General features: G+C 60.2%; 13 protein-coding genes. 3 read left to right on the top strand and 10 right to left on the bottom strand.

All coding sequences use genetic code 11. The features are described from left to right. Positions 1-54: 54 nt before the first annotated feature. On the bottom strand, positions 55-792 hold the full coding sequence (gene minC, locus C6Y56_RS08615; RefSeq protein ID WP_169429507.1) for a septum site-determining protein MinC: 738 nt from the start codon (positions 790-792) through the stop codon (positions 55-57). Between the two features lie 116 nt (positions 793-908). On the opposite strand from minC, the gene C6Y56_RS08620 reads away from it, so the two are divergent. Further along, positions 909-1,841 (top strand): lipid A biosynthesis lauroyl acyltransferase, encoded by a 933-nt coding sequence (locus tag C6Y56_RS08620; protein WP_169429508.1) that lies wholly within the window; start codon positions 909-911, stop codon positions 1,839-1,841. Positions 1,842-1,876: 35 nt separating this feature from the next. After that, the gene (locus tag C6Y56_RS08625) at positions 1,877-3,049 is read left to right on the top strand and encodes a patatin-like phospholipase family protein (protein WP_169429509.1); all 1,173 of its coding nucleotides are present in this window, start codon (positions 1,877-1,879) and stop codon (positions 3,047-3,049) included. Positions 3,050-3,172: 123 nt separating this feature from the next. Here C6Y56_RS08625 and C6Y56_RS08630 read toward each other — a convergent pair whose 3' ends face one another. The 9 genes from C6Y56_RS08630 to puuE form a co-directional block, all read right to left on the bottom strand. Further along, on the bottom strand, positions 3,173-3,958 hold the full coding sequence (locus tag C6Y56_RS08630; protein ID WP_169429510.1) for an outer membrane protein OmpK: 786 nt from the start codon (positions 3,956-3,958) through the stop codon (positions 3,173-3,175). After that, positions 3,955-4,329 carry a hypothetical protein gene (locus C6Y56_RS08635; RefSeq protein ID WP_169429511.1) on the bottom strand — a complete coding sequence of 125 codons (375 nt, stop codon included), beginning with the start codon at positions 4,327-4,329 and terminating at the stop codon, positions 3,955-3,957. Before C6Y56_RS08635 ends, C6Y56_RS08630 begins: the two co-directional genes overlap by 4 nt. A 1-nt stretch (position 4,330) precedes the next feature. After that, positions 4,331-5,116: an outer membrane protein OmpK gene (locus tag C6Y56_RS08640; protein ID WP_169429512.1), complete on the bottom strand. Its 786-nt coding sequence runs from the start codon at positions 5,114-5,116 to the stop codon at positions 4,331-4,333. 159 nt (positions 5,117-5,275) lie between these two features. Beyond that, a complete protein-coding gene (locus tag C6Y56_RS08645; protein ID WP_169429513.1) occupies positions 5,276-6,634 on the bottom strand; it encodes a nucleobase:cation symporter-2 family protein in 1,359 nt (452 codons plus the stop codon). Positions 6,635-6,802: 168 nt separating this feature from the next. Continuing rightward, positions 6,803-8,116: a urate hydroxylase PuuD gene (locus C6Y56_RS08650; RefSeq protein WP_169429514.1), complete on the bottom strand. Its 1,314-nt coding sequence runs from the start codon at positions 8,114-8,116 to the stop codon at positions 6,803-6,805. Positions 8,117-8,167: 51 nt separating this feature from the next. Then, positions 8,168-8,671 carry an ureidoglycolate lyase gene (locus tag C6Y56_RS08655; protein WP_027613342.1) on the bottom strand — a complete coding sequence of 168 codons (504 nt, stop codon included), beginning with the start codon at positions 8,669-8,671 and terminating at the stop codon, positions 8,168-8,170. Positions 8,672-8,791: 120 nt separating this feature from the next. Then, entirely contained in the window at positions 8,792-9,787 is a 996-nt protein-coding gene (gene alc, locus C6Y56_RS08660) for an allantoicase (protein ID WP_169429515.1), read from the bottom strand. A 90-nt stretch (positions 9,788-9,877) separates the two neighbouring features. Further along, positions 9,878-10,393, bottom strand: a complete 516-nt coding sequence (gene uraD, locus C6Y56_RS08665; RefSeq protein ID WP_064594598.1) for a 2-oxo-4-hydroxy-4-carboxy-5-ureidoimidazoline decarboxylase — start codon at positions 10,391-10,393, stop codon at positions 9,878-9,880. After that, positions 10,390-11,316: an allantoinase PuuE gene (puuE, locus tag C6Y56_RS08670; protein ID WP_039769896.1), complete on the bottom strand. Its 927-nt coding sequence runs from the start codon at positions 11,314-11,316 to the stop codon at positions 10,390-10,392. The genes uraD and puuE overlap by 4 nt, the downstream gene beginning before the upstream one ends. 430 nt (positions 11,317-11,746) lie before the next feature. On the opposite strand from puuE, the gene uraH reads away from it, so the two are divergent. Beyond that, the gene (gene uraH, locus C6Y56_RS08675) at positions 11,747-12,100 is read left to right on the top strand and encodes a hydroxyisourate hydrolase (RefSeq protein ID WP_169429516.1); all 354 of its coding nucleotides are present in this window, start codon (positions 11,747-11,749) and stop codon (positions 12,098-12,100) included. Positions 12,101-12,190: the final 90 nt, after the last annotated feature.

Consider the following 12,190-nt stretch of genomic DNA (forward strand, 5'->3'; position numbering starts at 1 on the left):
TTTGAGCCGTTTTCGCTACGTTTTAGAGATGCTTGGAAAATGCGGCAGTATCCGTTAAAGCCGAATGATGTTCAACACGTCGCCCGACAGGCTGACCTGTACACCCGAACCCCACATCGGATCGCGACGCAGGTCCTCGGAAACCTTGTAGTGGCCTGCGATGGAGATCAGTTCAGCGCTCAATTGCTGACAGAAAATCCGCGCCTTGGTGTCGCCCTTGACCCCGGCCAGCGCACGACCGCGCATCGGGCCGTATACATGGATGTTGCCATCGGCGAGAAGTTCCGCCCCCGGGCTGACCGACGACACCACCACCAGATCGCCACCTTGGGCATAGATCTGTTGGCCACCACGTACTGGCGTAGTGATGATGCGGGTCGGTTTGACGGTCGGCTCCGGCGGCTTTTCCGGCTTCTTCGGAGCAACAGGCTCAGCGGTTTCCAGCGGTCGCTCACGGGCGCCGGACGGCGGCAGTACCGGGATGTCGATGGCGATGGCGGCGGCGATGTCTTCGATGCGGCTGGCGCGGATCGCCAGGGTGCGCAGGCCGTGCTGGCGGCACACGCGCATCAGTCCCGGCAGGTCGACAGCGCCTTCACTTGGCGGCAGTTTGTCCAGCGCCAGAACCAGCGGTGCGTTGCTGAAGAAATTCGGTGCCTGGGCGACTTTGGCGGCCAGTTGCCGATCGAGGCTGTCGAGGTCGTTGCGGGCCAATTCCAGCACGGTAATGGCGAGCATGCTGCCCTTCAGCTGGAACACGGGATCTTGGTCTGGCGATTCGTTTTGGCTCATGTCGGCATACAACGGCTTGTCACTAAAAGTGCCGAGACTTATAACGAGAACGCCCGCCAGCCGCAAGCCGGGCTGAACGATGTAGAATGCGCGGCCACTTATTTACGGAAGCTTTAATGGATCGCCCGCGTTTTCGAAAAGCATTTCTTGCTCCACGCTTCTGGCCGCTCTGGTGCGGCCTGGGGCTGTTGTGGCTGACGGTGCAGTTGCCCTATCCGGCATTGCTGGCCATCGGTCGTTTTCTCGGTGCCCTGATGTATCGCTTCGCAAGCGACCGGCGGCGTATCGCCAAGCGCAATCTGGAACTGTGTTTCCCGGAAAAATCCGCCGCCGAGCGCAAACGCCTGCTCAAGGAAAACTTCGCCTCCACCGGCATCGCGTTCTTTGAAATGGCGATGAGCTGGTGGTGGTCCCGTCAGCGTCTGGCGAAACTGGCCCATGTCGAAGGCCTCGAGCACCTGCAAAAGGCCCAGCGCGAAGGCAAGGGCGTGATTCTGATGGCAGTGCATTTCACGACACTGGAAATCGGCGCGGCGCTGCTCGGCCAGCAGCACACCATCGATGGTATGTACCGCGAGCACAAGAACCCGTTGTTCGACTTCGTTCAGCGTCAGGGCCGTGAGCGGCACAATCTCGATTCGCTGGCGGTGGAGCGCGACGATGTCCGCGGCATGCTCAAGCTGCTGCGTTCCGGGCGTGCGATCTGGTACGCGCCGGATCAGGACTACGGCGCCAAGCAAAGCATCTTCGTGCCGTTGTTCGGCATTCAGGCCGCAACCGTCACCGCCACCAGCAAGTTCGCCCGGCTGGGCAAGGCCCTGGTGGTGCCGTTCACCCAGGAGCGTCTGGCGGACGGCAGCGGCTATCGTCTGGTGATCCATCCGCCGCTGGAAGGGTTTCCGGGCGAAACCGAAGAAGCCGACTGCATCCGCATCAACCAGTGGGTGGAAGGTGTGCTACGCGATTGCCCGGAGCAATACCTGTGGGCGCACCGGCGTTTCAAGAGCCGTCCGCCGGGCGAGCCTAAGCTGTACGCCAAACGTCGTTGATTCACCCCATCCCATAAGCACCACGGAGCGTTGCGATGAGCCCAGCTGAACCGGTCACAGGTTTGATTCTTTCCGGCGGCGGGGCTCGGGCGGCGTATCAGGTGGGGGTGCTGGCGGCAATTGCCGAACTGCTGCCGCTGGGCGCGGACAATCCGTTCCCGGTGATCGTCGGCACATCGGCCGGGGCGATCAACGCGGTCAGCCTGGCCAGCGGTGCGACCGATTTTCGCGCGGCCATCGAGCGTCTGACGCTGTTCTGGCAAGGCTTTCGCAGCCATCGCGTGTTGCGCAGCGACTGGCCGGGGGTGATCCACCAGGCCAGTCGTTTTGTCAGCCACAGCCTGTTGGGCATGGGCAGGCAAGTGCCGGTAGCACTGCTCAACAGTTCGCCGCTGCGCCATCTGCTCAATGAAAAACTGCACATGCCCGGCATCGCCGAGTCCATCGCGCGCAAGCAATTGCACGCGGTGGCGGTAACAGCGTTCGGCTACGAGTCGGGGCAGGCGGTGACCTTCTATCAGGGCGGCGGGACCATCGATTCCTGGCTGCGTCACCGGCGCATCGGTGTGCCGACGCAGTTGTCGGTGGAACACTTGCTGGCCAGTTCGGCGATCCCGCTGTTGTTCGCGCCAGTGAAGATTGGCGATGAATATTTCGGCGATGGCGCGGTGCGGCAATCGGCGCCGATCAGCCCGGCACTGCATCTGGGTGCGAGCCGGGTGCTGGTGGTGGGCGTCAGCGGCAACCCTCGGGGGTTCGATCCGGCACATCCGCTTGAGCGCACTTACACGGGAAAGCAGCCGACACTGGCGCAGATCGGCGGGCACATGCTCAACAGTACCTTCATTGACAGCCTGGAAAGCGATATCGAGCTGCTTCAGCGTCTGAACCAGTTCAGTCACCTGATGCCCGACGGAACGCCGACCCGCGCGCTGGGCGTAGCGCCGGTGGACGTTCTGGTGATTTCGCCGAGCCAGCCGATCGATGAAATCGCGGCGCGGCATCGACAGGAGCTGCCAGCGGCGTTGCGGCTGTTCTTGCGCGGTCCGGGGGCGACCAAGACCAGTGGGGCAGGGGTATTGAGTTACTTGCTGTTCGAGGCCGGGTATTGCAGCGAACTGATCGACCTTGGGCGACGCGATGCCTTGGCCAAGCGCGATGAGCTGTGCCGGTTTTTGGGGATAACCGCGGCGTTGGCTCCCGCTTGAGATTTGTGGTGCCGGCCATTCGCGAGCAAGCCCGCTCCCACATTGGTTTTGTGTCGTTCACAAACCAATGTGGGAGCGGGCTTGCTCGCGAAGGCGTCCCTTCAGACGCCATTGACACCAGGATCAGAAGTGGAACTTCACCAGGAAGCTCGTGGTGCTCTGATCGGTCTTGAAATACTGGCTGTCCTTGATCCCGTACTTGTCCGACCAGTAGTCGTACTCAACACCCACATACAACTGCTTCTCGCCAATGCTCAGCGCCTTGCCCAGGTCGTATTTGACCTGTGGGTTGAAGTGCAGGTTGGCGTGGTAATCGCCTTTGGAGTTGGAGTCGTTGTCGACCACCCAGTCCATGAACCCGTCGATCAGGATGTTCGAGTCGCCGACCGGAATCGTATAGGACCAGACCGGGGTGATCTGCCAGACGTTGTCTCCGGCGCGGGAGCCTTCGGTGTGGCGCTGATAGAAGTTCAGCTGGAAGTAGTCGAAGCCCGGGATCGCCAGGTCAAAGCCTGGACCGATCAGGTACGACTCGGTATCACCCTCACCGAACTCGTAAGTCATGGCCAGCAACACGTCGGTGACCGGACCGAAAGCCAGTTTCTGGTCGAATATCTTGCCGAACGACAGACGCGGGCTGATTTCGCCGTAGTAAGTGTTCGAGCCGACACCGCCGTCATCCTTGCCGTTGTAGAAGATCTTGTCGACGAACAGGAAGTTGTCGCCGTACTTCCAGGCATCGGCGTGTTCGAAGGTGACGGTCTGCTGAATGCGCGGGTTGACCTGGAAATCCTTGCCATAGAGGTAGGTCAGGCTGTTGTTCTGCCATTGCAGCAGGCCGTCGGCCATGGCCTGGCCCCCCGCCAGCATGGTTCCCGCAAGCATCAGGCTGGTGCTCATACGTTTCATTCGGTTGCTCCCAAAGTAGGTGTTCCACGTTTATTTTTTTGAGTCGGCGCTCTGGTGTGGCGCCTTTTTTCGTTGTTGCAAAAATCATCCATCCGGTCAGCTTTAATGCTGTTAGCAAGAGCTGAGCCAAGGCTTTTCGAAAAGCAAAAAAACGCCCGTCGGCTGCTGAAAAACAGTCGACTGAGCGTGTTTTCGGGATGCCTCGGTACTGACTGCGGCCGGGATAAGTTGGCTCGTTGGTCAGGAATTAAATCCGGGCTTTTTTTTAGACCGAATTCAGGAGGCCGCGGAGAATACTGACTCAACGGCCAGGTCTCAAGTGCCCCGCAACAGAGCACCGACGACAGGTAGGGGGCACGGTTGCGGGTCATTTTAGAAGTGCACCTTCACCAGCAGGCTGGCGGTGTTTTGGTTGGTGTCTAAACGGTGGGTGCTTTCGACGCCGTATTTGTTCTTCCAGTAGCTGTATTCGGTGCCGACGTACACCTGCTTCTGGCTCCAGCCGAGGGCTTTGCCCAGGTCGTATTTGATCTGTGGGTTGATGTGCAGGTTGGCGTGATAGGTGCCGCGCGAGTTCTTGTCGTTGTCGACCACCCAGTCGAGGTAGCCATCGATCAACAAATCGGAATTGCCCACGGGAATGCTGTAGGACCAGCCCGGGGTGATCTGCCAGACACCATCGCCCGGGCGCGGGCCTTCGGTCTGGCGGCGGTAGAAATTCAGGGTGAAATAGTTGAAGCCCGGCACTTTCAGGTCGAAACCGGGGCCGATCAGATAGGCCTCGCTCTCGCCTTCGCCGTATTCGTAGGTCATCGCCAGCAGCAGGTCCTTGATCGGGCCGAACTCCAGCTTCTTGTCGAAGATCTTGCCGAACGACAGGCGCGGGCTGAATTCGCCGTAGAAGGCGTGGGGGCCTTTGTTGCGGTCTTCCTGGTCGTTGTAGAAGATCTTGTCGACGAACAGGAAGTTGTCGCCGTACTTCCACTTGTCGGCGTGCTCGAACGTCACCGTCTGCTGGATCGACGGGTTGATCGCGAAGTTCTTGCCGTAGAGGTAGCTCAGGCTGTTCGTCTGCCACAGCAATAAATCGCCGGCCATGGCTTGCGAGGCGGCCAGCAGGCCGCCGCTCAACAACACGTTGGTTTGAGTCCGGATCATCTGTTGCTCCCTCTTGTTTTTATTGTTTGAGGCAGGGCGTTGCTTACCCTGTGGGAGCGGGCTTGCTCGCGAAAGCGGAGGCTCATTCAACAGTGATGGTGACTGACATGACCCTTTCGCGAGCAAGCCCGCTCCCACAAGGGGATTTTTGTGTCGCTGTTAATGTTGGTGTGCGTGGCAGTCGTTGATCGCGGCGCGTTCGGTGCCGCCGAGAATGTTGAACAACAGGTTCAGCGTCAGAGCGCTGAGGGTGGCCATGGCGATCCCGCTGTGGGTGATCGGACTCATCCACAACGGCAGGTGGGCGAAGAACTCCGGACGCACTACCGGGATCAGGCCCATGCCGATGCTCACGGCTACCAGCAATTGATTGCGACGGTCACCAATGTCGGCTTCCTGCAGGATCTTGATACCGGTAGCCGCGACCATGCCGAACATCGCAATCGCCGCACCGCCGAGTACTGCCGGTGGAATCGACGCCACCAGGAACGCCGCTTTCGGCAGCAGGCTCAGGACGATCAGCAAACCGCCGGCGACGATGGTCACCGAACGGCAGCGCACACCGGTCATCTGCACCAAGCCAATGTTCTGCGCGAAGGAGGAGTGGGTGAAGGTGTTGAAGAATCCGGCGAAGAACGACGCGCCGGCATCACACAGCAAGCCCCGGCGCAGCATGCGCGGACAGACTTCCTGGCCGGTGATCTTGCCCAGCGCGAGGAACATCCCGGTGGACTCGACAAAGATGATCACCACCACCAGGCACATCGACAGGATCGGTGCCAGTTCGAACTTCGGCATGCCGAAATGCAGCGGGGTGACGAACTGAACCCATGGCGCACTGGCCATGCCGCTCAGGTCGACCATGCCGATGGCGCCGCAGAGCACGTAGCCCAGGCACATGCCGATCAGCACGGAAATATTGACCCAGAAACCGCGCATGAAGCGGTGGATCAACAGAATGGTGGCCAGCACCAGTGCGGCGATGGCCAGGTAAATCGGTGAACCGAATTGAGCGGCGCCAGCGCCGCCACCGGCCCAGTTCACGGCCACGGGGAACAGTGACAAACCGATCGAGGTGATGACCGTGCCGGTCACCAGGGGCGGGAAGAAGCGCACAACTTTGGACATGAACGGCGCGATGATCATGCCGAAGAACCCGGCGGCGATGGTGGCGCCGAAGATTCCCTGCAGACCGATGCCGGGCATGCCGGCCATGGCGACCATGCTGCCGACGGCGGCGAAACTGGCGCCCATCATCACCGGCATGCGAATGCCCATCGGGCCGATCCCCAGGGACTGCACAATGGTGGCGATGCCGGCGACCAGCAGGTCGGCGTTGATCAGGAAGGCGATTTCTTCACGACTCAGGCCAGCGGCCTGTCCAATGATCAGCGGTACCGCGATGGCGCCGCCGTACATCAGCAGTACATGTTGCAAACCGACCAGGATCAGTTGCAAAAGGGGCAAACGCTGAATGGCGGGTGCGTCGGGGATGCGCGCTTTGGACAGCTCGGACATGCAACACCTCGGATCTTTTTTATTCTTGTGATTGAACAGCTGCCGGGTTGCTCACAGCTGTCCTTTTGCATCAGGTAAACCGCGTTGCGGCTAATCGCAGGCAAGCCAGCTCCCACGGGATTGTGTGAATCCCTGTGGGAGCGGGCTTGCCCGCGATGCTTTTATTGCTTAGTTGGTCCGGGCTCCCTGGGCGATCCATGCACCGATCAGGTCACGTTCCTGCTGGGTCATCTGCGTGATGTTGCCCAGTGGCATGATCTGCGTGGTGATGGCTTGCGCCTGGATCCGCGCCGCGTTCTGGCGGATCTGCTCGGGGGTGTCGAACATCACACCGGCCGGTGCCGCGCTGAACAGCGGGCTGGTCGGTTTGGCCGAATGGCAGACCGCGCAGCGTTCCTGGATCACGTTGTGCACCTTGTCGAACGCAGGACCGGTGTTGGACGCCTGAGCCGGAGCGGCAGCAGGGGCGGCAGAGGCTGCCGGTTGTGCAGCTTCAGCCGGTTTCGCGCCACCACCCAGCGCCGTTTCCGGCAACGGCTGGTACTCGATTTTCGCAGGCGCCTTGGCCACGTCCGGAGCGGTCGACATCGGCGCCGGGCCGGTGACGTACGCCAGACTGATCATGCCCACCGCTGCCACCGGCAGGGTCCAGGCAAACTTGTGGCTGTCGTGACGGGTGTTGAAGTAGTGACGCACCAACACCGCCAACACGGCGATCCCGGCCAGGATCAGCCAGTTGTACTGGCTGCCGTAAGTGCTCGGGAAGTGGTTGCTGATCATGATGAACAGCACCGGCAGGGTGAAGTAGTTGTTGTGACGCGAACGCAGCAGGCCTTTGGCCGGCAGCGCCGGATCCGGCGTGCGGTTCTCGGCAATCGCGGCCACCAGTGCGCGCTGGGCCGGCATGATGATGCGGAACACGTTGCCGACCATGATGGTGCCGATGATCGCGCCGACGTGCAGGTACGCACCACGACCGCTGAACACCTTGCTGAAGCCATACGCCGCGCCGATGATCAGCACGAACAGGATGAAGCCGAGCAGGGCGGGTTTCTTGCCGAGGGGCGAATCGCAGAGGAAGTCGTAGATGAACCAGCCGGCGATCAGCGAACCGATGCCGATAGCCACGCCTTCAGGGCCGGTCAGGCCGCTGCCGGGTGCCACGAGGTAGAGCACGGGGTTGGAGTAGAACACCACGCAAAGGAGCGCGATCCCCGACATCCAGGTGAAATAGGCTTCCCATTTGAACCAGTGCAGGTTCTCCGGCATCGACGGAGGGGCCAGTTTGTATTTTTCCAGGTGATAGATACCGCCGCCGTGGATCGCCCACAGATCACCGGCAAGACCGGTTTTCGGGTTGACGCGGTTGAGGTTGTTCTCCAGCCAGACGAAGTAGAACGACGCGCCGATCCAGGCCACGCCAGTGATCATGTGAACCCAGCGCACGCTCAGGTTCAGCCATTCCAACAGATGTGCTTCCACAGTCTTTACCTCTCGCCTGTCACTCTTGTTGTCGAGTGATCAGACCTTCTCTTATTGGTGGGGGGCGAGGATCAAACGCTCATCCTCTTTGAAAAAATGCTCATCGCAGTTGTTGCCTGTGCCACTGCGATCAACCACCAGGAAGTCATCCCGCTTTTCGATCGTCAGCACCGGGTGGTGCCAGACGCCGCGATGGTAATTGATGCCCTGCCTGCCGTTGGTGACGAAGGCGCGGACCAAGCCTGATACAGGTACATCGCCAAGTGGCGCGACCACGATCAGAAAGGGGTTGCCGAGCAGCGGAATGAAAGCCTGGCTGCCCAGCGGATGGCGTTCCAGCATGCTGACGGTCAGCGGCATGTCCTGCGCGTCGGCGCGGAAGATGCTGATGATCGCGTTGTCCTCAGGCGTCGCGGTTTCGACCGTCGCCAGTTTGTGGAAGCGCATGGTCGAACCGTTGTTGATCATGAAGTGATCGCTGCCGTCGGTTTCGATTACGTCACCGAAAGGGGCGAAGGCTTCTTTGGTCAGCGGTTCAATCGTCAGTGTGCGCATGCTGTTCTTCTTATCCGAATTCTGTGTTGTTGGTTCTGTTGCTATCGCTGGCAGGCCAGCTCCCACATCTGGGATACATTCCCTTGTGGGAGCCAGCCTGCTGGCGATCGGGTTCAGCGCTTATTTAGCGACCTTGCCCAATACGCGCAGGCGGCTCACACCACCATCCGGGAACACGTTCAGACGGATGTGGGTGATCGGGCCCAGCGCCTTGATCTGCTCGACGAAGGTGTGTTCGGCGTGCATTTCCAGCTTCTGGCTCGGCAGCAGTTCGCGCCAGAACAGCGACTGGGTTTCGATCTGGCTGTCGGTGCCGCCCTTGACGAACGCGCCCTGGATCGAGCAGGTGTCCGGGTAGTTGCCCTTGAAGTGCAGGGTGTCGACGATGATTTTTTCGATCTCGCCCGGGTGGCCCAGTGCGACGATCACCCAGTCATTGCCTGGCGTGCGACGACGTGCGGTTTCCCAGCCGTCGCCCATGTTGATGCCACGGCCCGGGTTGAGGATGTTGCTCATGCGGCCGAAGTGTTCGTCGGAGCAGGCGAGGGCGCGGCCACCGTTGAGGGCTGCAGCCAGGTCGACTTGCTCGTTGTCGCCAACTGCCGACCAGTCGCGGAACGGAATGCCGTACACGCGCAGACGGGCAACGCCGCCATCCGGGTAGATGTTGAAGCGCAGGTGGCTGAACGCCTTGTCGTTGTTGATTTCGTGGTAGTGGTGGCTGTTGCCTTGCAGCTCGACGGCCGACAGCACTTCAGTCCACTGGGTGTTTTCGTCCGGCTCGCCCGACGCCAGGAAGCAGGCTTCCAGCGAGGCCGATGGCGGGAAGTTGCCGGTGAAGAATGAAGTGTCGATGTCCACGCCTTTGATCGAACCCGGTACGCCCAGGCGGATCACCGCGCTGTCGTAGCCTTCGAAGCGCTTGCGGCGCGATTCCCAGCCGTCCATCCACTTGCCGTTGTCATCGAACACGCCCTCCTTCCACACGGCCGGGGTCGGCTGAAACAGACGATTGGCGTCTGCAAACCAGTCATCGGTGACCGAGATGATTTTGGTGCCCAGACGGGCATCGGCCAGGTTGACGAACTTCTCGAAAGGTACGGCGTAAGCTTTCATTCTTCTTGTCTGCCTTTAAATAAGTGGCTTGGGATGCTTGCAGGGCCCTGGGAAACACAAGCGTTCTAGAGGTTTCTCGGGCCAGGCTCGCTAGAGAGTCAGTAATCGGAACAGGGCGATCTTGTTGATCTCCGCCAGCGCACATTTGAACTCGGTGTCGACCGGGTTGTGAATGCGCGTTTCGAACGCCGCGAGGATCTGATGCCGGTTGCTGCCTTTTACCGCCATGATGAAGGGAAACTTGAACTTGGCCTTGTAGGCGTCGTTCAGCTCGGTGAAGCGCTGGAACTCTTCGGCCGTGCATTGGTGAATACCGGCGCCAGCCTGTTCATGGGTGCTGGCTTCGGTCAACTCGCCCTGGACGGCAGCTTTGCCGGCCAGGTCCGGGTGAGCGTTGATCAGTGCCAGCTGACTGGCGTGATCGGCGCTCAACAGGATGTCGCTCATGCGCTGGTGCAGGGTTTCGATCTGATCGATCGAGGCGTCCTGGCCCAGGTCGAAGGCCTTCTCGGCCACCCATGGCGAATGTTCGTAGATGTCGGCGAAAGCTTTGACGAAGGCGTCGCGGCTCAGGGTCGACGGTTGCAGGGTTTGAAAGGTGCTCATTTGGCAGCCCCTTGGTACGGGTGGGTTTCGTGCCAGTGACGTGCGATGTCGACGCGGCGGCTGAACCACACCTGCTCATGACTTTTAGCGTATTCGATAAAGCGCTTGAGCGACGCCAGGCGCGCCGGACGGCCGATCAGGCGGCAGTGCAGGCCGATCGACAGCATCTTCGGTGCTTCGGCGCCTTCGGCGTAGAGCACGTCGAACGCATCTTTGAGGTATTCGAAGAAGTCGTCGCCCTTGTTGAAACCCTGGACCTGGGTGAAGCGCATGTCGTTGGTGTCCAGGGTGTAAGGAATCACCAGGTGCGGCTTGCCGGTCGGGTTGTTCGGTTCCCAGTAGGGCAGGTCGTCGTCGTAGGTGTCGCAGTCGTAGAGGAAACCGCCTTCTTCCATCACCAGACGACGGGTGTTCGGGCCGGTGCGACCGGTGTACCAGCCCAGCGGGCGCTCGCCGGTGAGTTCGGTGAGGATGCGGATCGCTTCGAGCATGTGCTCGCGTTCCTGCGCTTCGTCCATGTACTGGTAGTCGATCCAGCGGTAGCCGTGGCTGCAGATCTCGTGACCGGCCTCGACCATCGCGCGGATCACGTCCGGGTGGCGCTGGGCGGCCATGGCCACGGCGAAGATGGTCAGCGGAATGTCGAATTCCTTGAACAGTTTCAGAATCCGCCAGACGCCGGCACGGCTGCCATACTCGTAAAGCGATTCCATGCTCATGTTGCGCGCGCCTTGCAGAGGCTGGGCGGCGACCATTTCCGAGAGGAAGGCTTCCGATTCTTTGTCGCCGTGCAGGATGTTGCGCTCGCCGCCTTCTTCGTAATTGAGTACGAACGACAGGGCGATCCGGGCATTGCCCGGCCAGTGTGGGTGAGGAGGGTTACTGCCGTAACCGATCAGGTCGCGTGGGTAGTCAGCGCTCACTGCAGTCTTCCTTCTTATTCGTTGACAGATTGTGTGGCGCCCTGAAGTTTGGATGGCAGGCTGGCGTCACAGCGATGGGCTGATTGTATACAACTTTATTCTCAATTTGTAAGCCTGAATTTTCGCATTTTTCACCGGCCGTCATCTTTTGCTGTTAATGGCGTGAACCTGCAAGAAACCTGCCTGACCAGTCAGCTAGTGGATGGAGGGTTCAATGAATGCAAGGTTGAAGGGCAAACCACCGGGAAATTCAAGGATGGCGGCGGTGGAAGGAAAAATGTCGTTTTTATTGTGTACAATTTTTTTGAAAAGTGTCTTAATCAATCGCTCGCCGCAGCTTTTCGTGCTCCGAAACGGTGCGGTCTCCTTTTCAACTGACTTCGGGAGGCGCGAAGTCTGACTGCTCCACGCAGGCAGGCGCGCAGAATCAATGGGACGTTTGACAACACACGTTTTGGACGCTGCACACGGTTGCCCGGGCAGCTCGATCAAGATCGAGCTGTACCGCGTTGAAGGTTCGCACCTGGAATTGGTTGCCAGTGCGCTTACCAACAGCGATGGCCGGGTCGACGCGCCGCTGCTGCAAGGCGATGACTACCGTACCGGTGTCTATCAGGTCCAGTTCCACGCCGGCGATTACTACCGCGCCCGTGGCGTCCAGTTGCCGGAGCCGGCATTCCTGGACGTGGTGGTGCTGCGGTTCGGCATCTCTGCCGAACAGGATCACTACCACGTACCGTTGCTGATCTCGCCTTACAGCTATTCCACCTACCGGGGCAGCTGACCCCCAAGCTGCTGCCCCTGCCGGGAAGCGACTGCGCATATAGCTTCTTTGGTCTTTCGCCCGCTCACACTGCGGGCTTTTTTTCGTCTT

The sequence above is a fragment of the Pseudomonas fluorescens genome (genome assembly GCF_012974785.1).
GTDB lineage: Bacteria > Pseudomonadota > Gammaproteobacteria > Pseudomonadales > Pseudomonadaceae > Aquipseudomonas > Aquipseudomonas fluorescens_BT.

Bases quoted from the DNA above. Each gene is read 5' to 3' on its own strand.
- minC (WP_169429507.1), bottom strand. From the start codon at position 792: ATGAGCCAAAACGAATCGCCAGACCAAGATCCCGTGTTCCAGCTGAAG.
- C6Y56_RS08620 (WP_169429508.1), top strand. From the start codon at position 909: ATGGATCGCCCGCGTTTTCGAAAAGCATTTCTTGCTCCACGCTTCTGG.
- C6Y56_RS08625 (WP_169429509.1), top strand. From the start codon at position 1,877: ATGAGCCCAGCTGAACCGGTCACAGGTTTGATTCTTTCCGGCGGCGGG.
- C6Y56_RS08630 (WP_169429510.1), bottom strand. From the start codon at position 3,958: ATGAAACGTATGAGCACCAGCCTGATGCTTGCGGGAACCATGCTGGCG.
- C6Y56_RS08635 (WP_169429511.1), bottom strand. From the start codon at position 4,329: ATGACCCGCAACCGTGCCCCCTACCTGTCGTCGGTGCTCTGTTGCGGG.
- C6Y56_RS08640 (WP_169429512.1), bottom strand. From the start codon at position 5,116: ATGATCCGGACTCAAACCAACGTGTTGTTGAGCGGCGGCCTGCTGGCC.
- C6Y56_RS08645 (WP_169429513.1), bottom strand. From the start codon at position 6,634: ATGTCCGAGCTGTCCAAAGCGCGCATCCCCGACGCACCCGCCATTCAG.
- C6Y56_RS08655 (WP_027613342.1), bottom strand. From the start codon at position 8,671: ATGCGCACACTGACGATTGAACCGCTGACCAAAGAAGCCTTCGCCCCT.
- alc (WP_169429515.1), bottom strand. From the start codon at position 9,787: ATGAAAGCTTACGCCGTACCTTTCGAGAAGTTCGTCAACCTGGCCGAT.
- uraD (WP_064594598.1), bottom strand. From the start codon at position 10,393: ATGAGCACCTTTCAAACCCTGCAACCGTCGACCCTGAGCCGCGACGCC.
- uraH (WP_169429516.1), top strand. From the start codon at position 11,747: ATGGGACGTTTGACAACACACGTTTTGGACGCTGCACACGGTTGCCCG.